The 24,683-nt window shown below is 62.6% G+C and carries 24 protein-coding genes and 1 pseudogene; 20 read left to right on the forward strand and 5 right to left on the reverse strand.

The genetic code is table 11. The features are described 5' to 3' along the window. The 7 genes from AC0L2M_RS24410 to AC0L2M_RS24440 all read left to right on the forward strand — a co-directional run bounded on the left by AC0L2M_RS24410 (position 1) and on the right by AC0L2M_RS24440 (position 5,894). Complete coding sequence (locus AC0L2M_RS24410) at positions 1 to 279, forward strand: hypothetical protein (protein ID WP_139172514.1); 279 nt, start codon at positions 1 to 3, stop codon at positions 277 to 279. A gap of 42 nt (positions 280 to 321) precedes the next feature. Further along, positions 322 to 1,701 carry a pyruvate dehydrogenase complex dihydrolipoamide acetyltransferase gene (locus tag AC0L2M_RS24415; protein WP_473536105.1) on the forward strand — a complete coding sequence of 460 codons (1,380 nt, stop codon included), beginning with the start codon at positions 322 to 324 and terminating at the stop codon, positions 1,699 to 1,701. Between the two features lie 147 nt (positions 1,702 to 1,848). Next, on the forward strand, positions 1,849 to 2,487 hold the full coding sequence (locus tag AC0L2M_RS24420; RefSeq protein ID WP_473536106.1) for an SGNH/GDSL hydrolase family protein: 639 nt from the start codon (positions 1,849 to 1,851) through the stop codon (positions 2,485 to 2,487). Positions 2,488 to 2,506: 19 nt separating this feature from the next. Next, positions 2,507 to 3,970, forward strand: coding sequence for a dihydrolipoyl dehydrogenase (gene lpdA, locus AC0L2M_RS24425; RefSeq protein WP_287282723.1), 1,464 nt, complete (start codon positions 2,507 to 2,509; stop codon positions 3,968 to 3,970). Positions 3,971 to 4,066: 96 nt separating this feature from the next. Beyond that, positions 4,067 to 4,324 carry a GlsB/YeaQ/YmgE family stress response membrane protein gene (locus AC0L2M_RS24430; protein ID WP_023799232.1) on the forward strand — a complete coding sequence of 86 codons (258 nt, stop codon included), beginning with the start codon at positions 4,067 to 4,069 and terminating at the stop codon, positions 4,322 to 4,324. A gap of 133 nt (positions 4,325 to 4,457) precedes the next feature. Next, positions 4,458 to 5,423, forward strand: coding sequence for a lipoyl synthase (gene lipA, locus AC0L2M_RS24435; RefSeq protein WP_473536107.1), 966 nt, complete (start codon positions 4,458 to 4,460; stop codon positions 5,421 to 5,423). A gap of 12 nt (positions 5,424 to 5,435) precedes the next feature. Beyond that, entirely contained in the window at positions 5,436 to 5,894 is a 459-nt protein-coding gene (locus AC0L2M_RS24440) for a type II toxin-antitoxin system RatA family toxin (protein ID WP_023799229.1), read from the forward strand. On the opposite strand, the gene AC0L2M_RS24445 is transcribed toward AC0L2M_RS24440, so the two are convergent. Beyond that, entirely contained in the window at positions 5,870 to 6,379 is a 510-nt protein-coding gene (locus AC0L2M_RS24445) for a CinA family protein (RefSeq protein ID WP_023799228.1), read from the reverse strand. The two genes, AC0L2M_RS24440 and AC0L2M_RS24445, sit on opposite strands and share 25 nt — an antisense overlap. Then, positions 6,376 to 7,605 (reverse strand): bifunctional 2-C-methyl-D-erythritol 4-phosphate cytidylyltransferase/2-C-methyl-D-erythritol 2,4-cyclodiphosphate synthase, encoded by a 1,230-nt coding sequence (locus tag AC0L2M_RS24450; RefSeq protein ID WP_473536108.1) that lies wholly within the window; start codon positions 7,603 to 7,605, stop codon positions 6,376 to 6,378. The genes AC0L2M_RS24445 and AC0L2M_RS24450 overlap by 4 nt, the downstream gene beginning before the upstream one ends. Positions 7,606 to 7,823: 218 nt before the next feature. On the opposite strand from AC0L2M_RS24450, the gene dusB reads away from it, so the two are divergent. The 8 genes from dusB (at position 7,824) to hflX (ending at position 18,086) form a co-directional block, all read left to right on the forward strand. Next, complete coding sequence (gene dusB, locus AC0L2M_RS24455) at positions 7,824 to 8,852, forward strand: tRNA dihydrouridine synthase DusB (RefSeq protein ID WP_473536109.1); 1,029 nt, start codon at positions 7,824 to 7,826, stop codon at positions 8,850 to 8,852. Beyond that, the gene (locus AC0L2M_RS24460; protein ID WP_023799225.1) at positions 8,849 to 9,991 is read left to right on the forward strand and encodes a two-component system sensor histidine kinase NtrB; all 1,143 of its coding nucleotides are present in this window, start codon (positions 8,849 to 8,851) and stop codon (positions 9,989 to 9,991) included. The genes dusB and AC0L2M_RS24460 overlap by 4 nt, the downstream gene beginning before the upstream one ends. Continuing rightward, positions 9,988 to 11,448 carry a nitrogen regulation protein NR(I) gene (ntrC, locus tag AC0L2M_RS24465; RefSeq protein ID WP_023799224.1) on the forward strand — a complete coding sequence of 487 codons (1,461 nt, stop codon included), beginning with the start codon at positions 9,988 to 9,990 and terminating at the stop codon, positions 11,446 to 11,448. The genes AC0L2M_RS24460 and ntrC overlap by 4 nt, the downstream gene beginning before the upstream one ends. Before the next feature lie 169 nt (positions 11,449 to 11,617). Next, positions 11,618 to 13,903: a sensor histidine kinase NtrY-like gene (locus tag AC0L2M_RS24470; RefSeq protein ID WP_473536110.1), complete on the forward strand. Its 2,286-nt coding sequence runs from the start codon at positions 11,618 to 11,620 to the stop codon at positions 13,901 to 13,903. Further along, positions 13,893 to 15,254, forward strand: a complete 1,362-nt coding sequence (gene ntrX, locus AC0L2M_RS24475) for a nitrogen assimilation response regulator NtrX (protein WP_027153990.1) — start codon at positions 13,893 to 13,895, stop codon at positions 15,252 to 15,254. Before AC0L2M_RS24470 ends, ntrX begins: the two co-directional genes overlap by 11 nt. A gap of 188 nt (positions 15,255 to 15,442) precedes the next feature. Continuing rightward, positions 15,443 to 16,303: a D-amino-acid transaminase gene (locus AC0L2M_RS24480; RefSeq protein WP_473536111.1), complete on the forward strand. Its 861-nt coding sequence runs from the start codon at positions 15,443 to 15,445 to the stop codon at positions 16,301 to 16,303. Positions 16,304 to 16,448: 145 nt separating this feature from the next. Continuing rightward, positions 16,449 to 16,694 carry an RNA chaperone Hfq gene (gene hfq / locus AC0L2M_RS24485; RefSeq protein ID WP_006202172.1) on the forward strand — a complete coding sequence of 82 codons (246 nt, stop codon included), beginning with the start codon at positions 16,449 to 16,451 and terminating at the stop codon, positions 16,692 to 16,694. Beyond that, positions 16,695 to 18,086, forward strand: a complete 1,392-nt coding sequence (gene hflX, locus AC0L2M_RS24490) for a GTPase HflX (RefSeq protein WP_473536112.1) — start codon at positions 16,695 to 16,697, stop codon at positions 18,084 to 18,086. Between the two features lie 6 nt (positions 18,087 to 18,092). Here the strand turns inward: hflX and mazG are convergent, their stop codons facing one another. From mazG to AC0L2M_RS24505, 3 genes are all read right to left on the reverse strand, one after another. Continuing rightward, complete coding sequence (gene mazG / locus AC0L2M_RS24495; protein ID WP_473536113.1) at positions 18,093 to 18,917, reverse strand: nucleoside triphosphate pyrophosphohydrolase; 825 nt, start codon at positions 18,915 to 18,917, stop codon at positions 18,093 to 18,095. Between the two features lie 87 nt (positions 18,918 to 19,004). Then, positions 19,005 to 20,189: an amino acid aminotransferase gene (locus AC0L2M_RS24500; RefSeq protein WP_473536114.1), complete on the reverse strand. Its 1,185-nt coding sequence runs from the start codon at positions 20,187 to 20,189 to the stop codon at positions 19,005 to 19,007. Positions 20,190 to 20,371: 182 nt separating this feature from the next. Next, positions 20,372 to 21,538, reverse strand: coding sequence for an OpgC family protein (locus AC0L2M_RS24505; protein ID WP_473536115.1), 1,167 nt, complete (start codon positions 21,536 to 21,538; stop codon positions 20,372 to 20,374). A 361-nt stretch (positions 21,539 to 21,899) separates the two neighbouring features. On the opposite strand from AC0L2M_RS24505, the gene AC0L2M_RS24510 reads away from it, so the two are divergent. From AC0L2M_RS24510 to AC0L2M_RS24530, 5 genes and pseudogenes are all read left to right on the forward strand, one after another. Then, entirely contained in the window at positions 21,900 to 22,418 is a 519-nt protein-coding gene (locus AC0L2M_RS24510; protein ID WP_287230473.1) for a sigma-70 family RNA polymerase sigma factor, read from the forward strand. Between the two features lie 8 nt (positions 22,419 to 22,426). Continuing rightward, positions 22,427 to 23,200, forward strand: a complete 774-nt coding sequence (locus tag AC0L2M_RS24515; protein ID WP_473479148.1) for an anti-sigma factor family protein — start codon at positions 22,427 to 22,429, stop codon at positions 23,198 to 23,200. Positions 23,201 to 23,221: 21 nt separating this feature from the next. Further along, a complete protein-coding gene (locus AC0L2M_RS24520; protein WP_023799215.1) occupies positions 23,222 to 23,938 on the forward strand; it encodes a Bax inhibitor-1/YccA family protein in 717 nt (238 codons plus the stop codon). A gap of 128 nt (positions 23,939 to 24,066) precedes the next feature. Further along, positions 24,067 to 24,287 (forward strand): annotated as a pseudogene (locus AC0L2M_RS24525) (DUF2076 domain-containing protein); the annotation flags it as partial. An 18-nt stretch (positions 24,288 to 24,305) separates the two neighbouring features. Then, on the forward strand, positions 24,306 to 24,623 hold the full coding sequence (locus tag AC0L2M_RS24530; protein ID WP_473536161.1) for a DUF2076 family protein: 318 nt from the start codon (positions 24,306 to 24,308) through the stop codon (positions 24,621 to 24,623). Positions 24,624 to 24,683 lie beyond the last annotated feature (60 nt).

Consider the following 24,683-nt stretch of genomic DNA (forward strand, 5'->3'; position numbering starts at 1 on the left):
GTGGCGACTGCGAGAGAGACACGACGGATTGCTTGGGCGATTTTTTGGCGCGCGGGCCTTACAGGCATTGTCCTCGGCTTTGTCTCTGGCTTTATATTCGGATTTGTCATTAATTTTGTTGGAACGATCGCTGGCGTTGATCGGCAACTTCTTTACCAAATAAGTGCGTGGGGTGGCGGTATTCTCGGACTGGTCGCTTCTTTCCTGGCATTCAACTATTTCCTCGCTTGGTCGATCGGCAGACCGATCGGTGAAAAGACTCTTTCGCTATCTGTATAGCGCTGACACGGTGAACGCATTTCGCTTGGGAGAAGAATACCTATGCCGATCAACATCACCATGCCGGCCCTGTCGCCCACGATGGAAGAGGGCAATCTTGCCAAGTGGCTGGTCAAGGAGGGCGACAAGGTTTCGCCGGGCGATGTGATCGCCGAGATCGAGACCGACAAGGCGACGATGGAAGTCGAAGCCGTCGATGAGGGCACTGTGGCCAAGCTGGTGGTTCCAGCCGGCACCGAAGGCGTCAAGGTCAACGCGCTGATCGCCGTGCTCGCCGCCGAAGGTGAAGATGCGGCGGCCGCCAAGAGCGGTGACGGCGCTGCCGCTCCGGCAAAGGCCGAGGCACCAAAAACAGAAGCCCCCAAAACTGAAGCACCAAAGGCGGAAACCCCAAAGCCGGAAGCGCCGAAACCTGCGGCCGCACCGGCGCCCCAGGCGGCTCCGAGTGCCAATGGCCATGCAAGCGGCGAACGTATCTTCGCCTCGCCGCTGGCCCGTCGCATCGCCCGGGAAGCCGGTGTCGATGTCTCCGCCGTGATCAGCTCCGGCCCGCATGGCCGCGTGGTCAAGGCCGATGTCGACGCAGCGATTTCCAGCGGCGGCGCCAAGGCGGCACCCGCCGCGAAAGCGGCACCTGCCGGCGCTCCGGCTCCGGCGGCCGCAGCCAAGCCAATGTCGGACGACCAGGTGCTGAAACTGTTTGCCGACGGCTCTTACGAGCTTGTTCCGCATGACAACATGCGCAAGACCATTGCGCGCCGGCTGGTCGAGGCCACGACCACCATCCCGCACTTCTACCTGACGCTCGACTGCGAGCTTGATGCGCTTCTGGCCCTGCGCGCGCAGCTCAATGCGGCCGCCCCGGTGAAGAAGACCGACAAGGGTGAGGCGCCGGCCTACAAGCTGTCGGTCAACGACATGGTCATCAAAGCGATGGCAATGGCGCTGATGGCGGTGCCGGATGCCAATGCGTCATGGACCGAGAGCGCCATGGTCAAGCACAAGCATGCCGACGTCGGTGTCGCCGTGTCGATCCCCGGCGGGCTGATCACGCCGATCATCCGGCGCGCCGACGAAAAGACGCTGTCGGTCATCTCCAACGAGATGAAGGATCTTGCCAGCCGCGCGCGCAGCCGCAAGCTGAAGCCGGAAGAATACCAGGGCGGCACCACGGCGGTGTCCAATCTCGGCATGTTCGGCATCAAGGACTTTGCCGCCGTCATCAACCCGCCGCATGCGACGATCCTGGCGGTCGGCGCCGGCGAGGAGCGCGCGGTGGTCAAGAACGGTGAGATCAGAACAGCGACAATCATGTCGGTGACATTGTCGACCGATCACCGCGCCGTCGACGGCGCGCTCGGCGCCGAACTCCTCGTCGCCTTCAAACGCATGATCGAAAACCCGATGGGCATGCTGGTCTAGAAAGGAAGGAGGGGGTGCGGAAAAACTCTTCACCAGCCTTTTTGCCTTCAGCCTTTCCAGCGTTGCAACGATCGTCGTGCATTGGCTGTTCGTGGGTTGGCGGGTGAGGCGCGCGCAGGCGAATTTCGACCGGAGTGGGGCAAACGCATGAAAACAGTCCTTTGCTACGGCGATTCGCTCACCTGGGGCTATGATGCGGCAAGTCTGGATCGTCACCCGCTCAACGACCGCTGGCCGAGTGTGCTGCAGGCGACGTTGGGAGGCGGTATCGAGGTCATCGCCGAAGGCTTGAACGGCCGCACAACGGCTTTCGACGACCATCTGGCCGGCGCCGACCGTAACGGCGCAAGAGTGCTGCCGACGATCCTGATGACGCATGCGCCGATCGACCTGGTCATCATCATGCTCGGCGCCAACGACATGAAGCCGTGGATTCACGGCAATCCGGTCGCCGCCAAGCAAGGCATGCAGCGCCTGATCGATATCGTGCGCGGTCACGACTACCCGTTCGATTGGCCGTCGCCGCAGGTCCTGATCGTCGCGCCGCCCGCTGTCAGCCGCACGGAAAACGCCGAATTCAAAGAAATGTTCGCCGGCGGCGATGAAGCGTCGAAGCGGCTGGCGCCGCAATATTCTGTCCTTGCCGACGAGGTCGGCTGCGGCTTCTTCGATGCCGGCTCGGTGGCCGAGACCACGCCACTCGACGGCGTCCATCTCGACGCAGAGAACACGCGGAAAGTCGGGCAGGCATTGGCGCCAATCGTGCGCGTCATGCTGGAACTCTAAAGAATCAGGGGAGAAATCCGTGGCTGAGAACTACGACGTCATCATCATCGGCTCCGGCCCCGGCGGCTATGTCACGGCGGTGCGTTCCGCCCAACTCGGATTCAAGACAGCGATCGTCGAGCGCGAGCATCTCGGCGGCATCTGCCTCAACTGGGGTTGCATCCCGACCAAGGCACTGCTGCGTTCGGCCGAGATCATGCACTACTCGGATCATTTGAAGGACTACGGCTTGAAGATCGACGGCAAGGTCAGCGTCGATACCGCTGCCGTGGTCGACCGCTCGCGAAAGGTCTCGCTGCGGCTGAACGGCGGCGTCGCCTTCCTGATGAAGAAGAACAAGGTCGATGTCATCTGGGGCGAAGCCAAGCTGTCCAAACCGGCTTCCGGCGACAGACCGGGCGAGATCGTCGTGTCGAAATCGTCGAAGAAGCCGATGGAGCCACAGCCACCTGCGCCCAAGGGCGTCAAGGGGGAGGGCACATACACTGCCAAGCACATCATCCTGGCGACCGGCGCCAGGCCGCGGGCGTTGCCCGGCATCGAGCCCGACGGCAAGCTGATCTGGACCTATTTCGAAGCAATGGTGCCGAAGGAGATGCCGAAATCACTGCTGGTGATGGGTTCGGGCGCAATCGGCATCGAATTCGCCTCATTCTACCGCACCATGGGCGCGGAGGTGACGGTGGTCGAGCTGTTGCCGGCGGTGATGCCGGTCGAGGACGCAGAGGTCTCGAAGTTCGCGCAAAAGCAGTTCGAGAAGCAAGGCATGAAGATCATCCTCGATGCCAAGGTCACCAAGGTCGAAAAAGCTGCGAACTCGGTAACCGCGCATGTCGAGATGAAGGACGGCAAGGTCGAGAAGATCACCGCCGACCGGATGATCTCGGCCGTCGGCGTGCAGGGCAATATCGAGAATCTCGGCCTCGAGGCGCTCGGCGTGAAGACCGAGCGCGGCTGCGTCGTCGTCGACGGTTACGGCAACACCAATGTGCCCGGCATCTATGCCATCGGCGACGTTGCCGGCCCGCCTATGCTCGCCCACAAGGCCGAGCATGAAGGCGTGGTCTGCGTGGAAAAGATCGCCAACGTCCCCGGCGTGCACGCCACTGACAAGCTGAAGATTCCGGGCTGCACCTATTGCAACCCGCAGGTTGCCTCCGTCGGGTTGACCGAAGCGAAAGCCAAGGCCGAAGGCAAGGACATCCGCGTCGGCCGCTTTCAGTTCGCCGCCAACGGCAAAGCCATCGCGCTCGGCGAGGACCAGGGTTTCGTCAAGACCATCTTCGACAAGAAGACCGGGCAGTTGCTCGGCGCGCATATGGTCGGCGCCGAAGTGACCGAGCTGATCCAGGGCTTTGTCGTGGCGATGAACCTGGAGACCACCGAGGAAGAGCTGATGCACACGATCTTCCCGCATCCGACGCTGTCGGAGATGATGAAGGAAAGCGTGCTCGACGCCTATGGCCGCGCGCTGAACGCATGATAAATTGAGTGCGTGAGACTCGGCACGTGAGAGCCAAGGAACTCAACCGCAAGGTAATTCGTTTCCGGATGCATTCGTCACACAAGGAGAGGGCATATGGACGTGAATGGCGTGGGCTGGATCGCAGCCATCATCATCGGCGGGCTGGCGGGCTGGCTTGCCGAGATGTTCATGAAAAGCAACATGGGCATCTTGATGAACATCGTTCTGGGCATCGTCGGCGCGATCGTGCTGAATGCCATCCTGCAGGCGCTCAACATCGGCGCCTTCGGCACCGGCTGGATCGCCTATCTGATCACCGGTTTCGTTGGCGCCTGCCTGCTGATCTTGGCAGGGCGCATGGTGCGCCGTTAGTTGCTGAACTCTTGCCATGCGAAAACGGCTGTGGCGGCATGCGCCGCCGCGGCCTTTTTCTTTGCAGCGAAAAGTCCTAGATGGCTTGCTATAAGCGAACGCCGGAAGCGATCGCGAATGAACTGGATTTCTGATGGTCACCGTCCTCGACACGATCGCCAATGCGCCGCGCCTGCGGCATCCTGAAAAGGCGCACAAGCCTGACCAGGATGTGCTGCGCAAGCCCGACTGGATCCGCGTCAAGGCGCCGATGTCGAAAGGCTATGCCGAGACGCGCGACATCGTGAAGTCGCACAGGCTGGTGACGGTGTGCGAAGAGGCCGGGTGCCCCAATATCGGTGAGTGCTGGGAGAAGAAGCACGCCACCTTCATGATCATGGGCGAGATCTGCACGCGCGCCTGCGCCTTCTGCAACGTCGCTACCGGCATTCCGACCGCACTCGATCCCGATGAACCGGCGCGCATCGCCCACGCCGTCAAGCAAATGGGTCTAACCCATGTCGTCATCACCTCGGTCGACCGCGACGATCTCGCCGATGGCGGCGCTCAGCACTTTGCCGAGGTCATCCGCGCCATCAGGGCGGCAACGCCTTCGACGACGATCGAAATCCTGACGCCCGACTTCCTGCGCAAGGACGGCGCGCTGGAGATCGTGGTGGCGGCCAAGCCTGATGTGTTCAACCACAATCTGGAGACCGTTCCGTCGAACTATCTGACGGTCCGGCCGGGCGCCCGCTATTTCCATTCGATCAGGCTGCTGCAGCGGGTCAAGGAACTCGATCCCTCGATCTTCACCAAATCCGGCATCATGGTTGGCCTTGGCGAGGAGCGGAACGAGATCCTGCAATTGATGGACGATCTGCGTTCGGCCAATGTCGACTTCATGACCATCGGTCAGTATCTGCAGCCATCGAAAAAGCACCATCCGGTGATCCGTTTCGTCACGCCGGAGGAATTCAAGTCCTTCGAGACGATCGGCAAGACCAAGGGCTTCCTGCTGGTGGCATCGAACCCGCTGACGCGTTCGTCGCATCACGCCGGGGACGATTTCGCCAAGCTGCGCGCGGCACGGGAAGCGTTTCTCAAGAAGTCCGCCTAACACACTGGTTTCATGCCACAATTCGAAGCCCATCGCCGCGTTGCGCATACGCCGGAACAGATGTTCGCTCTGGTCGCCGATGTCGAATCCTATCCGCAATTCCTGCCGCTTTGCGAGGCGCTGACGGTTCGCTCGCGCAAGGAACGCGACGGACGCACCCTCCTCGTCGCCGACATGAGCATTGGCTACAAGGCGATCCGCGAGACTTTCACCACGCAGGTGTTGCTAAAGCCTGACGAGAAGGCCATCGACGTCAAATATATCGACGGTCCGTTCAAATATCTGAGCAATGCCTGGCGTTTCGAGCCGGCCGACGGCGGCTGCAATGTCTGCTTCTTCATCGACTACGAATTCAAGAGTCGTATTCTGGGTGCGGTGATGGGAGCGATGTTCGATCGCGCCTTCCGCATGTTTTCCGAGGCGTTCGAGAAGCGCGCCGACGTCATCTATGGCGCAGCGCCGGCAGCCTGATCCGCAGCGAGCGCGCGCAAGCCCAGTTCAAGCGCGTGCCTGACCGTCTCCCGGCGGATGAACTTGCGGCCTTTGTCGGCAAACAACTGGCATTCGCTGACGACCGGCCGGCCGGTCAAGGCGATACCGAACCAGACCAGGCCGACGGGCTTTTCCGTCGAGCCGCCGCCCGGACCGGCAATGCCGGTGACGGCAAGGGTTAGCCCGGCGCGCGAATGGTCCAAGGCGCCGGCCGCCATCTCGACCGCCGTTTCCCGTGAGACCGCGCCGTGCGCCTCGAGCGTGGCGGCGGAAACGCCGAGCATCTCAGTCTTGGCCTCGTTGGAATAGGTGATGAAACCGCGGTCAACCACTGTCGAAGAGCCGGCGATGTCGGTCAAGGCGGCGATGATCATGCCGCCGGTGCAGCTCTCGGCCGTCGCCAGCATGATGCCGCGCTGTTGGCAGGCTTGAAGCAGGGCATCTGCGAGATCGCTGTTGCTCATTCGGGGACATCACCTGGAAACACGACGCTGGCGGTCGCGATGGCGGCTATGCCTTCCTCGCGTCCGACAAAGCCGAGCTTTTCGTTGGTTGTCGCCTTGATCGAGATGCGGTCCCGGGAAATCGCCAGCATTGCCGAAAGGATTTCGGTCATCGCTTCGCGATGCGGGCCGACGCGCGGCGCCTCGCAGATCAGCGTGATGTCGGCATTGGCGATGCGCCCGCCGCGCGCGCGTACCAGTTCTGCCGCATGCTCGACGAAGATCCGCGAGTCCACGCCTTTCCACTGCGGGTCCGATGGCGGGAAATGCGTGCCGATGTCGCCGGCGCCGCAAGTGGCGAGCAGCGCGTCGGTCAAGGCGTGCAGGCCGACATCGGCGTCCGAATGGCCGGACAGCTTCTTGTCGTGCGGGATGGAGACGCCGCACAGGACGACATGGTCGCCGGGCTCGAAGGCATGGACGTCGTAGCCATTGCCGGTGCGGATGTCCGGAAAACGCGGCCGTTCGCCGGAAAGCCGCTGATCCGCCATCGAGATATCCCTTGCCCAGGTGAGTTTGACATTTTCCGGCGAGCCCGGGACGATTTTCACTGGAATATTCGCCCATTCGGCAATCGCGGCGTCGTCGGTGAAGTCCGCCTTGCCCAGATGATGGGCCTTTTCGTGGGCAGCCAGGATCGGCCAGAACGGGAAGCCCTGCGGCGTCTGCGCGGCATGAAGCCCGTTCCTGGAAACCGTCTCGCCGATCATGCCGGCGGCCGATTCACGTTTCAGCGTATCGGCGACGGGCAGGGCAGGCAGCGCTCCCTGGCGCTCGCCGATGGCGGCGACCGTGCGGTCTATCAATTCCGCGTCGACGAACGGGCGGACGGCATCATGGACCAGAACCCGGCGCGGCGCATGGCTTCTCAGCGCAAGCAATCCGAGCCGCACGGAGTCCTGCCTGGACGCGCCACCAGTCACCGTGACGACCCGATCGGCGTTGGCGCCGGCGGCGCTGCGAAAAAGCTCGCTGTCGTCGGCATGAATGGCGACGACGACAGGACCGATTCGCGGATGCGCCAAAAACACGTCCAATGTGCGCGCGATGACGGCACGGCCGCCGATCCTTTGGTATTGCTTCGGCCCGTCGGCCTGACCGGCGCGCGCGCCGCGGCCGGCGGCGACGATAACGACGGCAACCTTGTCGTCCGCAGCCAAAGCCTGCTTTTCGCTTGCGTCTGTCATGCCGAGACGCTTAGCGCATCATCCCAAAAAGTGGAATCGCTTTTCGGAACAGATCATGCGCAGATGCAAAGTGCCAATAGCGTCCCCAACACGCATCGCACTTTGGCTAGTGCCAGCATTTTCCCAAATGCGCCTTAATGCGACGTCATTGCGCGTTGCACATTGCCGCCATTCTGGCTAGTGAATGTGCAGCTATTAAAAATGCTTGGTTTTTGTGCATGCTTGACCTGACCAAATTGGCATCTCCGCTGGATGTGGGTCGTGTGAGAATCCGCAATCGCGCTTTTCTCGCCCCCATGTCGGGCATAACCGATGAGCCGTTCCGGCAGCGTGCCTATGCGCATGGCGCCGGGTTGGTGGTGTCGGAGATGGTGGCGAGCGGCGAACTTGCCAGGGGCAGAGCCGGTTGCGGCCTGCGCATCCGCCATTCCGGGCTGCCGGTGCACATGGTCCAGCTTGCCGGCCGTGAGGCGGTGCATATGGCAGAGGGCGCCCGTATAGCCGCGGGCGAGGGCGCCGACATCATCGACATCAACATGGGCTGCCCGGCCAAGAAGGTGACGGGCGGCTATGCCGGTTCGGCGCTGATGCGCGATCTCGATCACGCTTTGTCGCTGATCGGGGCGGTGGTCGGCGCCGTCGAGGTGCCGGTCACGGTCAAGATGCGACTCGGCTGGGACGAAAGCGCGCTCAATGCGCCGATACTGGCGCGCCGCGCCGAGCAGGCGGGGGTTCAGATGGTGACGGTACATGGCCGCACGCGCTGCCAGTTCTACCAGGGCAAGGCCGACTGGCGCGCCATCGCACGCATAAAGCAGGCTGTTTCGATCCCGGTCGTTGCCAATGGCGATGTCGGCTCGCCGGCGGAGGCAGCAATGATCCTCGACCAGTCGGGCGCCGACGCGGTGATGATCGGCCGCGCCCACTACGGCGCACCCTGGACGGCAGGCAGCATCGCGGCAGCCGCGGCAAAAGAGATGACGCCCGGTGTGCCGGAAAGCACGCAAGCGCTGGCCGACTACGTCGTTGCTCACTACCACGACATGCTATCGCTCTACGGCATCGAAAGCGGCGTGCGACAGGCGCGCAAGCATCTTGGCTGGTATCTCGACCGCCACGCCGCTGGCATCGTCGATGAGCAGCGAAAGGCCATCCTTACCTGCTTCGAGCCCGTCCGCGTCATCGCCGCGTTGCGCGAGGTGTTTTCAAGCGCTGCCGAGGCGATGAACCTGCGGAGCGCAGCATGAATGCCACCGTTGCACAGAATATGGACATGGCGGACGCCGCACACATCGTGCTCAACACCATCCGCCGCCCGGTGATCATGCTCGATGCGGAAGGGTTCATCACCTTCGCCAATGCCGATGCCGAGGATTTCTTCCGCTCGAGCGCGACCATGCTTGCCCGCAACACATTACCCAAGCTCATTCCCTTCGGCAGTCCGTTGCTGACGCTTGTCGACCAGGTGCGCGAGCGCCGGGCACCCGTCAACGAATACCGGGTCGACGTATCGTCGCCGCGCCTCGGCATCGAGAAGGTCGTCGACCTCTATGTCGCGCCGGTGTCGGAATTCCCGGGCTCCGTCGTGGTGATGTTCCAGGAACGGTCGATGGCCGACAAGATCGACCGGCAGATGACGCACCGCGGTGCGGCACGCTCGGTGACCGGCCTTGCCGCGATGCTTGCCCACGAGATCAAGAACCCGCTATCCGGCATCCGGGGCGCCGCCCAACTGCTCGAACTGTCGGCTTCCGACGAGGATCGCGCGCTGACCCGGCTGATCACCGACGAGACCGACCGCATCGTCTCGCTGGTCGATCGCATGGAGGTGTTTTCCGACGAGCGGCCCGTCGATCGCTATCCGGTCAACATCCATGTCGTGCTCGACCATGTGAAGGCGATTGCCAAGAACGGTTTTGCCAAGCGGATCAAGATATTGGAGGATTATGATCCATCATTGCCTCCGGTTTTCGCCAACCGCGACCAGCTCATCCAGGTGTTCCTCAACCTGGTCAAGAATGCGGCCGAGGCCATTGGCGGCGATCCGCAAGGCGAGATCACCCTGTCGACCGCGTTCCGGCCGGGCATCCGTGTTTCCGTTCCAGGATCGCAGGGCCGCGTGTCGCTGCCGCTGGAATTTTGCGTGCGCGACAACGGTTCTGGCGTCTCCGAAGATATCCTGCCGATCCTGTTCGACCCCTTCATCACCACCAAGCCGAACGGGTCGGGGCTTGGTCTGGCGCTGGTCGCGAAAATCGTCGGCGAGCATGGCGGCATCATCGAATGCGATTCGACGCCGCGCGCAACCACCTTCCGCATCCTGATGCCAGCCTGGAAAGAAACGCCGTTCGGCACAGACGACGATGGCGAAGGAGACCGCAAATGACGGTTCGCGGCAATATTCTCGTCGCCGACGACGATGCGGCCATCCGCACCGTCCTCAATCAGGCGCTTTCGCGCGTCGGCCACGAGGTGCGCGTGACGTCCAACGCCTCGACGCTGTGGCGCTGGGTGGCGGCGGGCGAGGGCGATCTCGTCATCACCGACGTGGTTATGCCCGACGAAAACGCCTTCGACATGCTGCCGCGCATCAAGAAGGCGCGACCGGAACTGCCCGTCATCGTCATGAGCGCCCAGAACACGTTCATGACCGCGATTCGCGCTTCCGAAACCGGCGCCTACGAATATCTGCCGAAACCGTTCGACCTGACCGAGCTTCTCAACATCGTCAACCGGGCGCTTTCCGAGCCCCGACGGCCGAAGATCGATGCACGGGCGGACGAGCCGCCGGAAACGATGCCGCTGGTCGGCCGCTCGGCCGCCATGCAGGATATCTACCGCATGCTGGCGCGCATGATGCAGACCGACCTGACGGTAATGATTTCAGGCGAATCGGGCACCGGCAAGGAACTGGTGGCGCGCGCGCTGCACGAGTATGGCCGCCGCCGCGGCGGCCCCTTCGTTGCGATCAACATGGCTGCGATCCCGCGCGACCTGATCGAATCGGAACTGTTCGGGCACGAGAAAGGCGCCTTCACCGGCGCGCAGAACCGCTCCACCGGCCGTTTCGAGCAGGCCGAAGGCGGCACGCTCTTCCTTGACGAGATCGGCGACATGCCGATGGAGGCGCAGACCCGCCTGCTGCGTGTCCTGCAACAGGGCGAATACACCACCGTCGGCGGCCGCACGCCGATCAAGACCGACGTGCGGATCGTCGCCGCCACCAACAAGGATCTGCGCACGCTGATCAATCAGGGGCTTTTCCGCGAGGATCTGTTCTATCGCCTGAATGTCGTGCCGCTAAGGCTGCCGGCGCTGCGCGAGCGGTCCGAGGACGTTCCGGATCTCGTCCGGCACTTCTTCAAGCTTGGCGCCAGCGAAGGCCTGCAGACCAAGCGCATTTCCACGGGCGGCATCGAGCTGATGAAGCGCTATCCGTGGCCAGGCAACGTGCGCGAGCTCGAAAATCTTGTCCGCAGACTTGCCGCGCTCTATTCGCAGGACGAGATTTCCGCCGAAGTCATCGAGGCGGAACTGAAGACCGGCGAGCGGCCGGTCGTTCCCGGCGGCGGCAACCTCATACCCGACGATCTGTCCATCGGCCAGGCGGTGGAACATTTCCTGCAGCGCTATTTTGCGTCGTTCGCCGGCGATTTGCCGCCCGCCGGTCTCTATCAGCGCATCCTTTCCGAGGTCGAATATCCGCTGGTGCTCGCGTCGATGACGGCAACCCGCGGCAACCAGATCAAGGCTGCGGAACTCCTCGGGCTCAACCGCAACACCCTGCGCAAGAAGATTCGCGAACTCGGCGTCAACGTCTACAAATCGACCAGGCAAGCTTAGAGCGCCGTTTTCTTTCATCAAATCGTGCCCGAATTTCGGGCCGGTGAGACAGAGCGAAGCCTTTTCCGGGGATCGAGCGCCGAAACAGTTCCGTCCAGGCCACACTTGTTGCATAATCGCCACAATGCGTTGCATACATCCGACGCAATCACTGGCTCTAGACGGCGACATGGCTCCACGGGCATCGAGACTGAGCGAAACGCTTTTCAGCGAACCCCGCACAAGTGACGGGCGCCGGCTGCTTGCGCTGCCGGGCGTGGTGGCAATTGCCGGTGCGCTGGTTACGGCGGCGATCTCCTTCGCCATCCTCGTCGGTGCCACGCCGATCACGCCGGACGAGAGCACAACGCTGGCGCTAATCGCCGTCAATGCGGCGTTCATCCTGTTCCTGATCGCGCTGGTTGGCCGCGAAGTACATCGTATCGTGATGGCGCGCCGGCGCGGCAAGGCGGCGTCGCGGCTGCATGTGCGGATCGTCGCGATGTTCGCGCTGGTCGCCGCGATTCCCGCCATCATGGTGGCGATCATCGCCTCGATCACGCTCGATATCGGTCTTGATCGCTGGTTCGAAATCCGCACCAAGACGATCGTCAATTCGTCGCTGTCGATAGCCGATGCCTATGTGCAGGAGAACGCGCGCAACCTCCAGGGAACGACCCTGTCGATGGCTTACGATCTCGACGCCTCCCGCACGCTCTACGGCCTCGATCGAACCGGCTTCCTCGATCTGATGAACAAGGAAGCCGTTGGACGCTCGCTGGCCCATGCCGCACTGATCAGGTCCGACGGTTCGTTCGTCATGAGCGCCAAGACCGACGCCGATTTTGCCATGCCGGAGCCGCCGGAAGGCGCCATGAGCGGTGCCGCTGACGGCAGGCCGGTGCTGATCGAGCCGAAGACGCGCAACATCATGGGCGCCATCGTCAAACTGCGCGAGATCGAAGGGCTCTATCTCTACACCATCCGGCTCGTCGATCCCGAGGTGATCAAGGCGCGGCAGATTGTCAGGTCCAACAGCGACGAATATCGCGGCCTCGAAGACAGTCGCCGCACCTCGCAGGTGGCCTTTGCACTTCCCTATTTGTCGCTGACGCTGATCATCATCCTGTCCGCCATCTGGACCGGCATCGCCGTGGCCGACCGCCTGGTGCGGCCGATCCGCCAGCTCATCGGCGCGGCCGACGAGGTCGCGACCGGCAATCTCGACGTTGCCGTGCCGGTTCGGCCCTCCGACGGCGACGTCGCCTCGCTCGGCGACACCTTCAACAAGATGCTGCTGGAACTGAAATCGCAGCGTAACGAGATTCTGTCCGCCAAGGATTTGATCGACGAGCGGCGGCGTTTTTCGGAAGCCGTGCTTGCCGGTGTCACCGCCGGCGTTATCGGCGTCGATCCGTATGGCATCGTCACCATCGTCAACCGCTCGGCCGAAACGATGCTGGCCATATCCGCCACCGCCGCACTCGGGCAAAACCTCTCCGCCGTGCTGCCGCATGTCGGCCGCGTCTTCGAGATCGGCCGCAAGTCGGGCAAGCCTGTCCATCGCGAACAGGTGACCTTCTATCGCGCCGGTGCGGAGCGCACCTTCAACGTGCAGATCACGGTCGAGGCCGGCGACGACGGTTCGGAGGAGAAATCCTATGTCGTGACGGTGGACGACATCACCGATCTGGTCCAGGCGCAGCGTTCCTCGGCCTGGGCGGATGTGGCGCGGCGCATCGCCCACGAGATCAAGAACCCGCTGACGCCGATCCAGCTTTCGGCCGAGCGCATCAAGCGCCGCTACGGCAAGGTCATCACCGAAGACCGCGAGGTTTTCGATCAGTGCACCGATACGATCATCAGGCAAGTGGAGGACATCGGCCGCATGGTCGACGAGTTCTCCGCTTTCGCACGCATGCCCAAGCCCGAAATGAAGGCCCTCGATTTGCGCGAATCGTTGCGCGAAGCCTCGTTCCTCGTCGAGGTGAGCCGCTCCGATATCACCTTCGAGCGCGTATTCGGCAACGAACCGCTCAAAGGCACGTTCGACAGCCGCCTGATGGCGCAGGCCTTTGGCAACGTCATCAAGAACGCAGCCGAGGCGATTGACGGACTTGATCAAAAGGACCGCTCGCACGGCATAATCCGGATTCAAGCCGGGCGCCAGGATGGTACGATTCGCATCGATGTCATCGACAACGGCAAGGGCTTGCCGCGCGAGAACCGCCAGCGATTGCTCGAGCCTTACATGACGACACGCGAGAAGGGCACCGGGCTCGGCCTCGCTATCGTCAAGAAGATAGTGGAGGACCATGGCGGCCGGCTCGAATTGAATGACGCGCCGGCGGATTTCCACGACGGGCGAGGCGCGATGATCAGCATCATCCTGCCACTCGCCGCCACTGTGCCGTCGCGCGGCGAAGGCAGGACGGAACCCGAAAGAGAAACTGAAAAGGTCGGTAATGGCGTCTGACATTCTCATCGTCGATGACGAGGAAGACATCCGCGAGCTTGTCGCCGGTATCCTGAGCGACGAAGGTCACGAAACCCGCACGGCATTCGACGCCGACAGCGCCCTGGCGGCGATTGCCGACCGGGCGCCGAGGCTGATTTTCCTCGACATCTGGCTGCAAGGCTCACGTCTGGACGGACTGGCGCTGCTGGACGAGATCAAGACGATGCATCCGAGCCTGCCGGTGGTGATGATCTCGGGCCACGGCAACATCGAAACGGCGGTCTCGGCCATTCGCCGCGGCGCCTACGACTTCATCGAAAAACCGTTCAAGGCCGACAGGCTGATCCTCATCGCCGAACGTGCGATTGAAACTTCGAAGCTGAGACGCGAGGTTTCGGATCTCAAGCTGCGCAGCGGCGAGACCTTCGACCTGATCGGCATGTCGTCGGCGATGAGCCAGTTGCGCCAGACCATCGAGCGCGTCGCGCCGACCAACAGCCGCGTCATGATCATCGGCCCGTCCGGCTCGGGCAAGGAACTCGCGGCACGCGCCATCCACACGCTGTCGGCGCGCAAGGGCGCCCCGTTTGTCACGCTGAGCGCCGCCAACATCACGCCCGAACGCATGGAGGTCGAGCTGTTCGGCACCGAATCAAACGGGGTCGAACGCAAGGTCGGGGCGCTTGAGGAAGCCCATCGCGGCATTCTCTACATCGACGAAGTGGCCGACATGCCGCGCGAAACGCAAAACAAGATCTTGCGCGTGCTGGTCGAGCAGCAGTTCGAGCGGGTAGGGGGCACCAAACGCGTCAAGGTCGATGTCCGCATAATTTCGTCGACGTCGCAGAACCTGGAGGCGATGATCGCCGACGGTCGTTTCCGCGAGGATCTCTATCACCGCCTGGCGGTGGTTCCGGTCATGGTGCCGGGATTGGCCGAGCGGCGTGAGGACATCCCCTATCTTGTCGACAATTTCATGAAGCAGATCGCCCGCCAGGCCGGCATCCGGCCGCGGCGCATCGGCGACGACGCGCTGGCGGTGCTGCAGGCGCACAACTGGCCAGGCAACGTTCGTCAGTTGCGCAACAACGTCGAGCGGCTGATGATCCTGGCGCGCGGCGACGATATCGACGCACCGATCACCGCCGATCTCTTGCCTGCCGAGATCGGCGATGTCATGCCGCGCACGCCAAACCAATCCGATCAGCACATCATGGCACTGCCGTTGCGTGAAGCGCGCGAACAGTTCGAGAAGGACTATCTGATCGCCCAGATCAACCGTTTTGGCGGCAACATCTCGAAGACGGCCGAGTTCATCGGCATGGAGCGCTCGGCGCTTCACCGGAAGCTGAAGTCGCTGGGCGTCTGACAGCCAATCCGGTCGTGGCCTACGCAATTATCGGTTACGGCGGCGGCGGAATCGCATAAGAAACGCTGCCGCACGTCTTTCGGGACGCGCAACGGACGCTGTAGCATTTTGTTTTTTGCGCATGGTCTTCCCCGAAAAATGGATTCCGATTTTCGGGGGCCATGCGCTGACTTCTTCAGGGGTGACCCATGCCGCGCATTGCCTATGTGAACGGGCGCTATGTCGCTCACGCCGACGCTTTCGTGCATATCGAGGACCGTGGCTATCAGTTCGCCGACGGTGTCTACGAGGTCTGCGAGGTGGCGCGCGGCTTCATCGTCGATATGCCTCGCCATCTCGGACGGCTGAACCGCTCGCTGACCGAATTGTCGATCGACTGGCCGGTCACGCCGGGCGTGTTGCCGATTATCCTGCGCGAGGTGGTCCGCCGCAACCATGTCGCCGATGGCCTGGTCTATCTTCAGGTGACGCGCGGCGTCGCCAGCCGTGATTTTGCTTTCCCGGCAGGCACGAAGCCGTCGCTGGTGGTTACCGCCAGGAAAGCCGACCCCGCTGCTGCCGCCAAGAGGGCCGAAAGCGGAATCAAGGTCATCACCGTGCCGGAGAACCGTTGGGACCGGGTCGACATCAAGTCGGTCGGCCTGCTGCCAAATGTGCTCGCCAAGCAGAAGGCCAAGGAAGCCGGCGCCCAGGAAGCCTGGTTCGTCGATGCCGACGGCACCGTCAAGGAAGGTGGCTCGTCGAACGCCTGGATCGTCACCAGGGACGGCGTGCTGGTGACGCGTCCGGCCGAGCACGGCATCCTGCGCGGCATCACCCGCACCACGCTGTTCGACGTGGCCGCCAAGCTCGGCCTGAAGATCGAGGAGCGGGGCTTTTCGGTCGCCGAAGCCAAGGCCGCGCGCGAGGTTTTCATCAGCTCCGCGACCACAATCGCCATGCCGATCGTGGCGATCGACGGTGCTCCGGTCGCCAACGGCCATCCGGGCTCGCTAACACTTTCCTTGCGGCACGCCTTTTTTGACGTTGCGGAAAAAAGTCCAGCCTGATAACCGCACAGGTGGAATGAACATCAATATATCTCGTTCTGCTTGTCGTTATTGACGGCAAGACGGTGTTTGCGCGCTTGACATGTGCCAGTTAATTTGGCGCATTGGCCTGCAAACCGAAGGGGATCGGCGAAAGACAAGAACAATGGCGGAACGATCGCAAAATCTTCAGGACCTGTTCCTGAATTCAGTTCGCAAAAGCAAAAACCCACTCACCATCTTCCTCATCAACGGCGTGAAGCTGACCGGCGTGGTCACTTCCTTCGACAATTTCTGTGTTCTGCTGCGTCGAGACGGCCACTCCCAACTCGTCTACAAGCACGCCATTTCCACGATCATGCCGAGCCAGCCGGTTCAGATGTTCGATGGCGAGGAAAGCCAGGGCGCCTGATTGGCACGTAAGAAAGACGCGGATCGCAGCGTTCGCGAAAAACCAGCATATCAGCCGGGGGCGGAGGCCGAAGGCCCGACCCGCGCCGTGGTCATCGTGCCGGTGCTTACCCGCCAGCCGCGCGGCGACGAAGACACCAATCGCCCGCGCCTGACGCGTTCTGCCGAGGCCCGCCACGACGAGGCGGTCGGCCTTGCCCAAGCCATAAACCTCGACCCGATCCATACCGCTGTTGTGACCGTCAACGATCCCCGGCCTGCAACTCTGCTCGGCAGCGGCAAGGTCGCGAAGTTCGCCGAGATCGTCAAAGAGGGCCGTGCCGAACTGGTCATTGTCGACCATCCGCTGACGCCGGTGCAGCAGCGCAACTTGGAGAAGGAATTGAACGCCAAGGTGCTGGATCGCACCGGCCTGATCCTGGAAATTTTCGGCGAGCGCGCGCGGACCAAGGAAGGCACGCTGCAGGTCGATCTGGCGCACCTCAACTATCAGAAGGGCCGGCTGGTGCGAAGCTGGACTCACCTCGAGCGCCAACGCGGCGGTGCCGGTTTCCTCGGCGGCCCTGGCGAAACGCAGATCGAGTCGGACCGCCGTGTCCTGCAGGACAAGATCAACAAGCTCAAGCACGAGCTGGAAACAGTGCGACGCACCCGTGACCTGCACCGCGCCAAGCGCAAGAAGGTGCCGTTCCCGGTTGTGGCCATAGTCGGCTATACCAACGCCGGCAAGTCGACGCTGTTCAACAGGCTGACCGGAGCTGGGGTGCTGGCCGAGGACATGCTGTTCGCCACGCTCGACCCGACACTGCGTCGGGTGCGGCTGCCGCACGGCACGCCGGTCATCCTTTCGGACACGGTCGGTTTCATTTCGGACCTGCCGACGCATCTGATCGCGGCCTTCCGGGCAACGCTCGAAGAGGTGGTCGAGGCCGATCTCGTCATCCATTTGCGCGATATTTCGGATCCCGACACGGCCGCCCAGGCCGAGGATGTCGAGCGCATCCTCGCCGATCTCGGCGTCGATGCCGGCGACGGCAGGCGCGTCATCGAAGTGTGGAACAAGATCGACCGGCTCGATGCAGGCAACCGGGAGCGGTTGCTCGCCGACGGCATCGACGGCAGCAAGGCACCGCCGATTGCCATATCGGCCGCCACCGGCGAGGGCATCGATGTGCTGAAGGCGATCATCGAGACACGAGTTTCAGGCGAACTGGAAACGCAGACCGTCACGCTCAAGCCTGACCAGCTTGGGTTCGTCGACTGGCTCTACCGCAATGGCGACGTGGTCTCGCGCACCGACAATGAAGATGGCGGTATAACCGTGTCGCTCAAAGCGACGCGAAGCGCACACGAAGAGATAGAAACCAGATTGCACCGTAGAAACAACGGGTAATTTCTGTTACTTCGCGCTTTTAGCTTGCTGCCAAAGCGCCTCCATCTCGTCGAGCGTCGCCTTTTCCAGGGTGTTTCCGGACCTTTCCAGCGCGTGCTCGACCCAGTGGAACCGCGACCGGAATTTCTCGTTGGTGCCGCTGAGCGCCGCTTCGGAATCAACCTTGAGATGACGCCCGAGATTGACGACGGCAAACAGCATGTCGCCGAACTCGTCCTTGATCGAAGCCGTATCGCCCTTGGCAAGGGCCTGGCGCAACTCGCCGATCTCTTCCTCGATCTTGTCGAGGATCGGCGTGGCCTCGCTCCAGTCGAAGCCGACGCGGGCCGCTTTTTCCTGCAGCTTGAGCGCCCGCGTCAAAGCCGGCAGGGCGACCGGTACGCTGTCCAGAAAACCCTTGCCATGATCCTCCGGATCGTGCCCGCGGGCGAGGCGGGCATTTCGCTTTTCGGCTTTTTCCTCGGCCTTGATCTTCTCCCACATGCCCTTAGCCATGCCGGCGCTGCGCGCCTCATCGTCGCCGAAGACATGCGGATGGCGGCGGATCATTTTTGTGGTGATGGCCTGGACCACGTCGCCAAAGGCGAATTCACCGGCCTCCTCGGCCATCTGCGCATGGTAGACGACTTGCAGGAGCAGGTCGCCGAGCTCGTCGCGCAGATCGTCCAGGTCGCCACGCGCGATGGCGTCCGCCACCTCGTAGGCTTCCTCGATCGTGTAGGGCGCGATGCTCGAGAAATCCTGCTCGACGTCCCACGGGCAGCCGGTTTCCGGCGCCCGCAGCGCCGCCATGATCTCGATCAGCCGGGAAATGTCTTTCGAGGGTTTCATCGGTCGCATGCTAGCCTGCGTCCAACGGTGTAGCCAACGCCGTCGGCAGGCGAGGGCCGATTGTCCACAGCGCTGCTGCTCAAAACCTCAGTCGAGCACAGAGACGATCGCCTTGGCGAGCGCGTCCATGCCGTCCTCCGGCAGGCCGGCGACGTTGATGCGGCTGTCGCCGACCATGTAGACGCCGTGCTCGGCGCGCAGCCGCTCGACCTGCGCTTCGGACAGGCCAAGCCGGGAAAACATGCCGCGATGGCTGGCGACGAAATCGAAGCGATCGGAATTGGACTGCCGCCGCAGCGCTTCGGCGAACTGCACCCGAAGCCGCAGCATGCGCAGGCGCATCTCCTCGAGCTCCGCTTCCCAGTCGGCGCGCAGCGTGGCGTCTTCAAGCACGATGCGCACCGCGGCCGCGCCGTGGTCCGGCGGCATCGAGTACATGGCGCGCGCCGCCGACAGCATCTGGCTCATCGCGACATCCGCCTGCGCGCTGTCTTTTGCCAGGATCATCGCCGCGCCGACGCGGTCGCGATACACGGCAAAGTTCTTCGAGCAGCTCGAGGCAACCACTATTTCCGGGACTTTCGCTGCCAGCAGGCGCAAGCCGGCGGCGTCAGCGTCAAGGCCCTCGGCAAACCCCTGATAGGCAATGTCGACAAAGGGCAGCAGGCCGCGCTCGACGACGAGGTCTGCTATTTCAGCCCACTGCGCGGTGTCCAGATTGGCGCCTGTCGGATTGTGGCAACAACCATGCAGCAGCACCACGTCGCCGCTCCTGGCGGTCGCCAGCGCGCTCATCATGTCGGCGAAGCGAACAGCACCTGAGGCTGCGTCGAAGTAGGGATATTCGCGTATCTGCAAGCCGGCGGCGCGGATCACCGGCATGTGGTTCGGCCAGGTCGGGTCCGACAGCCAGATCGTCGCGTCGGATCGCGTCCTCTTGAGCAGTTCCGCCACCAGCCGCAGCGCGCCCGAGCCGCCGGGCGCCTGCGCCGCACGGATGCGCGTCAGCTCGGCCGCAGGGCCAAAAACCAGCCTCGCCATCGCCGTGTTGAAGCCGGTATCGCCGGCAAGGCCAAGATAGGTCTTGGTATCCTGGCTCTGCAGCAATCGCTTTTCGGCTTCGCGCACGGCGCGCATCACCGGCGTCTTGCCATCGCGATCCTTGTAGACGCCAACGCCGAGGTCGACCTTGCCGGGGCGGGGATCGGCACGATAGAGGCCGATCAAGGCGAGGATCTTGTCGGCTGGGGCAGGCTGGAGGTTTTCGAACATCGGCGCGGCTCCGTTGGCGGCGGAGTGATACGCAAATCGGCTGTGCTGCGCCAGCGGTTTTCATTTGCGCCAGGCTGAAAACCGCCAACCGGGAGACTGGACACAGGAATCCAAAGCGTGGCCTGGAGGCGAGGCTCGCACCGGGGAAAGGCCTTGAACGCACGGCGCGTCGCGCCGTTCCATCATGCCGGTTTGAGGGCAGCAGACGGCAAGGCGGCTCCAGATTGCCGCTTCTTGCCGCCCCAACCGATCCGCGGCAACCATTCGAGGTAGTAGGCGAAGCCGAACTGCAGCGCGATGCCTGTCGAGATCAGGATCGCGTCGTAGAGGAGGCCGCCCGGGCTGACGACCTTCATGACCTGCGCGATCATGGCGAGGATCGTTCCGGCGATGAAGACCGGCAGCGAATGCTTGCCGAGAACCGCGAGCGGGTGTCCGGGCCTCGTCTTCGCCAGGTTGGAAAGCGCCGGGATTGCCACGATCAAATAGGCGATCGCCAGAATGTGCATGAGGCGCGACAGCGACAGGAACGTCTTGTCGAAGCCAGTCAGCACAGTAGGCAGGCCGGAGGCCGTCTCGATGCCCCAAAGCGGCAACCGCACCCAGATCAGCGCGCCGACCAGATACAGGACTGCCGCGCTCGCCATCATCCAGTTGAAGCGGATTTCGCCGCCGCGCTTGATATGCAGCATGCCGGCGATGCCGATGACGAAGAGAAACTGCCAGGAGAGCGGGTTCAGGAACCAGAAGCCGTCGCCGGGAAAATTTGAAGGCGCGATCTGGAAAACGCCGACGATGAGCCAGAGGAGAGCGGACGCAGCGAGCACCAGGCGCAGGCTGAAAGTGCCGATCCACAGGAAAACCGGCATCATCAGAAGTACGACGGCATACATGGAAAGAATGTTGTTATAGCCGATCTGATGCCCGAGCGCCGCGATGCCGAGCAGCGCTTCCGGCGTGTCCTCAATGATCATCTGGATGTTGATCAGCTTCAAAAGATCGGGCCGCGAGAAATGCAATGCAGCCGCCGAGAAGATCGCCAGCGTCGCGACAGTGGTCATGACGTGGGTGACATAGAGGACACCGGCACGCCGCCAGGCCTTCAGGGTGATGAGCAACCGATTCCCCGGCTGGAACTTCAGTCCGTAGGCGAGTCCAACGGCAATCCCCGAAATCAGCACGAATGCTTCGGCCGAATCGGAAAAGCCGAAATTCTTGTGCGTGACATACTCGAAGATCGTCCCCGGCACGTGGTTGACGAAGATCGTCAGCAGCGCTAGCGCGCGGAAGACATCGATGCGGGTATCCCGCTGGGCTGGCACATTGCCTGTTATGTCGGGGCTTGTCATGTTGGGTCGATAATTCGTTGAACAAAAGCGGGCCCAAAGGGCCGTCGGCGAAGGGAAGATTCGACGGTGAATGTTTCCTGCCTATAACTCGCAAGTGCCCCGAAAAAGATGACACTTTCGCGATTTTTCGCGTCACAAATTAATTCAGGGATAAACATCGAAATCCCCGGTGGCGCTAAAACCGCGCGGCGAATTGAGGCGGCTGCGGGGAGGGACGCTCGTTCCCGGACAAGGAAGCCGTACGCGCACTGGTGGCGTTGTACCGGCTGTGCCTGACATCCCGGATCGCAAAAAACTCAAAAAACTCAAAGAGCGGGATTAAAAGCCTGCCATGCTCCGTAAACAGGACGTGAGAGGGTCGATGCCACGCTTCGATATCGTAGGACAGCTGGGTTCTTTGCGACGCTACGCGCGTTCTCTGACGCGCGACAGCGCGGAAGCAGAGGATCTTGTGCATGACGCGCTGGTGCGTGCCTATGAGCGGCGCGGCACCTTTCGATCCGGCGGAAACCTGCGCGCATGGCTGCTGTCGATCGTCCACAACGCTTTCATTGACGGCTTGCGGTCCCGCAAATCCGAAGCGGCGCGGGTCGAGCAAGCCGGATATCTTGCCGACGCCAGCATGCAGGCACCCCAGGAGCATTCCGTCCGCCTGGCACAGGTACGCGAAGCTTTTTTCAATTTGCCGGATGAGCAGCGTTCGGCGCTGCATCTCGTCGCCATCGAGGGACTTACCTACAGCCAGGCGGCCGAGGCCAGCGGCGTGCCGCTGGGAACGCTGATGTCGCGCATCGGTAGGGCGCGCGCAGCGCTTCGCGAGATGGAGGACAAATTGCCGGCACATGCGAAAAGCCACCTCAAGATCGTGGGAGGCCCGTGATGTCCATGATGAGCGAACTGCGCGACCCGGTGACCGATGCCGACCTCGACGCCTATGTCGACGACCAGCTGGACGTTGCCCGCCGCATTGAGGTCGAGGCGTTCCTTTCCGCCCGTCCGGAGGCTGCCGCCCGCGTCATGTCCGACCTCAGGACGCGCGACGAACTGCGCGTGGCGCTTGCCGGATGCAAGGGCATGGCGCGGCCGGCGACGGCTGATGCGGCACGGCGGCTGGAACGGGGACTGGCTCGAGGGCGCGCCTTGCGCACGTTGCAGCGAGCTGCGGCGGTCGCAGTCCTGCTGGCTGCGGGCTGGTTGGCCAACGGGATCGTCGGGCCGATATCGGTGACGAAAGTCGTCGCCTCGACCCAGCCGCCTGTCTATCTGGAAGAGGCGATCCGGGCACACAGGACGACGATCATACGCGAGGCGATGTCATCCCAGCCCGAAGCGCCGGATTACGATGCGGACGAAATCCGCGCCGCCACGGCGATCGTCATGCCGTCGCTGCCGAAGGACTGGGAAGTCCGTGACGTCCAGATCTATCCATCGCAGTTCGGCCCGAGCGTCGAGATGGCTGTCGAAACAACAGACCTGGGACTGGTCTCGCTGTTCGCGATCAGGCCCGGAACGTTCGACGTCGTCCAGCCGACCGTCGCCCCGTCGGGCGAAATTTCCTCGGCCTATTTCCAGATCGGCGAAGTTGCTTACGCAGTCGTCGCCCGAAGCGGTGTCCGCGATCTCGATCGCACCGCAGAAACGCTCGCCAACACGCTTTACTGACCTTCACAAAGGAGAAGCCGCATGAACACCCCCAATCTAGGTTACCGCACCGGGGTCGGAGCCCAAACCGGCGCCGTCTATGACGAGGGCCTGCGCCAGCACATGCTGCGCGTCTACAACTACATGGGAATTGGCCTCGTCGTTACCGGCGTGATCGCCTTCGTCGTGGCTTCGACGCCAGCCCTCTACGTGCCGATCTTTTCCACTCCGTTGAAGTGGGTGGTGATGCTGGCGCCGCTCGCCTTCGTGCTGTTGTTCTCGTTCCGGATACAGACGATGTCCGCAGCCGGCGCTCAGGCGATGTTCTGGGCATTCTGTGCGGTCATGGGCCTGTCGCTGGCCTCCGTGTTCCTGGTGTTCACCGGGACCAGCATCGCGCGCACCTTCTTCATCGCCGCCACCATGTTCGGCGCGACCAGCCTTTACGGCTATACGACCAAACGCGACCTGACCCAGTTCTCGTCCTTCCTGATCATGGGTCTGATCGGCGTGGTGATCGCCAGCATCGTCAACATCTTCCTCGGCTCGACCGCGCTCCAGTTCGCTATCTCGGTGATCGGCATCGCCGTGTTCATCGGTCTCACCGCCTGGGATACCCAGACGATCAAGGAGCAGTTTGCGGAAAATTTTGGTGCTGAATCGCAGCAGAAGCTCGCCGTCTTCGGGGCATTCTCACTCTATCTGAACTTCATCAACATCTTCCAGCTGCTGTTGAACTTCACCGGCGAGCGCGAATAGCCGCGTCAAATCCATGCATGTCGCGCGGCAGCATTTTTGCAGCAGCGACATGCATGAACAGAGACTTGGAAAACGCGCCGCGAAAATCTCTCGGGACGCGGCGCGACTGGATATCGGAGTTGCTTCCCATGGACAGGAACGACCAGCAGGCGATCGCCACTCTTTTCGAGAAACTTGGCAACGTCGAGCGGCAGACGCCGCCACGCGACGCCGAAGCGGAACGCTTTATCAACGATCAGATTGCCCGGCAGCCCGGCGCGCCATACTACATGGCGCAGACGATCATTGTTCAGGAACAGGTGCTGAACGCGGCGCAGTCCCGCATCGAAGACCTGGAGCAACAGGCACAGCAGTCTGCCGGCGGCGGATTGCTTGGCGGGCTCTTCGGCGGCGGCGCTCGGGTTCGGTCCCGCGGGTCGGGCGCACCGCTGCCGCTGCGCCGCAGGAGCCGCTTTCTGGCAATGATCAACAAAGGGCAGGCGGCGGTTTCCTCGCCGGAGCCGCGCAGACTGCAATGGGCGTGGCCGGCGGCGTGCTTCTCGGCAACGCCATCACCGGCATGTTTGGCGGAAGCCAAGCGCAGGCAACCGAGCCGGCGGCGTCACAGGCAGAGGAGGGCGGTTCCGACCAGGCAGACGATGCCGGCTCCGATGGCGGTGGCGATTTCGGCGATATTGACTTCTGATAAGGAGCGGCAAGCGCGCAGGGCGGTCTGAGCAGGAATTCCCGGCGTTGGTTTTGAGTG

The sequence above is a fragment of the Mesorhizobium sp. WSM4806 genome (assembly GCF_055811635.1).

Excerpts from the sequence above, each read along its gene's own strand:
- AC0L2M_RS24415 (WP_473536105.1), top strand. The coding sequence starts at position 322 with ATGCCGATCAACATCACCATGCCGGCCCTGTCGCCCACGATGGAAGAG.
- AC0L2M_RS24420 (WP_473536106.1), top strand. The coding sequence starts at position 1,849 with ATGAAAACAGTCCTTTGCTACGGCGATTCGCTCACCTGGGGCTATGAT.
- AC0L2M_RS24430 (WP_023799232.1), top strand. The coding sequence starts at position 4,067 with ATGGACGTGAATGGCGTGGGCTGGATCGCAGCCATCATCATCGGCGGG.
- lipA (WP_473536107.1), top strand. The coding sequence starts at position 4,458 with ATGGTCACCGTCCTCGACACGATCGCCAATGCGCCGCGCCTGCGGCAT.
- AC0L2M_RS24440 (WP_023799229.1), top strand. The coding sequence starts at position 5,436 with ATGCCACAATTCGAAGCCCATCGCCGCGTTGCGCATACGCCGGAACAG.
- AC0L2M_RS24445 (WP_023799228.1), bottom strand. The coding sequence starts at position 6,379 with ATGAGCAACAGCGATCTCGCAGATGCCCTGCTTCAAGCCTGCCAACAG.
- AC0L2M_RS24450 (WP_473536108.1), bottom strand. The coding sequence starts at position 7,605 with ATGACAGACGCAAGCGAAAAGCAGGCTTTGGCTGCGGACGACAAGGTT.
- dusB (WP_473536109.1), top strand. The coding sequence starts at position 7,824 with ATGCTTGACCTGACCAAATTGGCATCTCCGCTGGATGTGGGTCGTGTG.
- AC0L2M_RS24460 (WP_023799225.1), top strand. The coding sequence starts at position 8,849 with ATGAATGCCACCGTTGCACAGAATATGGACATGGCGGACGCCGCACAC.
- ntrC (WP_023799224.1), top strand. The coding sequence starts at position 9,988 with ATGACGGTTCGCGGCAATATTCTCGTCGCCGACGACGATGCGGCCATC.
- AC0L2M_RS24470 (WP_473536110.1), top strand. The coding sequence starts at position 11,618 with ATGGCTCCACGGGCATCGAGACTGAGCGAAACGCTTTTCAGCGAACCC.
- ntrX (WP_027153990.1), top strand. The coding sequence starts at position 13,893 with ATGGCGTCTGACATTCTCATCGTCGATGACGAGGAAGACATCCGCGAG.
- AC0L2M_RS24480 (WP_473536111.1), top strand. The coding sequence starts at position 15,443 with ATGCCGCGCATTGCCTATGTGAACGGGCGCTATGTCGCTCACGCCGAC.
- hfq (WP_006202172.1), top strand. The coding sequence starts at position 16,449 with ATGGCGGAACGATCGCAAAATCTTCAGGACCTGTTCCTGAATTCAGTT.
- mazG (WP_473536113.1), bottom strand. The coding sequence starts at position 18,917 with ATGAAACCCTCGAAAGACATTTCCCGGCTGATCGAGATCATGGCGGCG.
- AC0L2M_RS24500 (WP_473536114.1), bottom strand. The coding sequence starts at position 20,189 with ATGTTCGAAAACCTCCAGCCTGCCCCAGCCGACAAGATCCTCGCCTTG.
- AC0L2M_RS24505 (WP_473536115.1), bottom strand. The coding sequence starts at position 21,538 with ATGACAAGCCCCGACATAACAGGCAATGTGCCAGCCCAGCGGGATACC.
- AC0L2M_RS24510 (WP_287230473.1), top strand. The coding sequence starts at position 21,900 with ATGCCACGCTTCGATATCGTAGGACAGCTGGGTTCTTTGCGACGCTAC.
- AC0L2M_RS24515 (WP_473479148.1), top strand. The coding sequence starts at position 22,427 with ATGAGCGAACTGCGCGACCCGGTGACCGATGCCGACCTCGACGCCTAT.
- AC0L2M_RS24520 (WP_023799215.1), top strand. The coding sequence starts at position 23,222 with ATGAACACCCCCAATCTAGGTTACCGCACCGGGGTCGGAGCCCAAACC.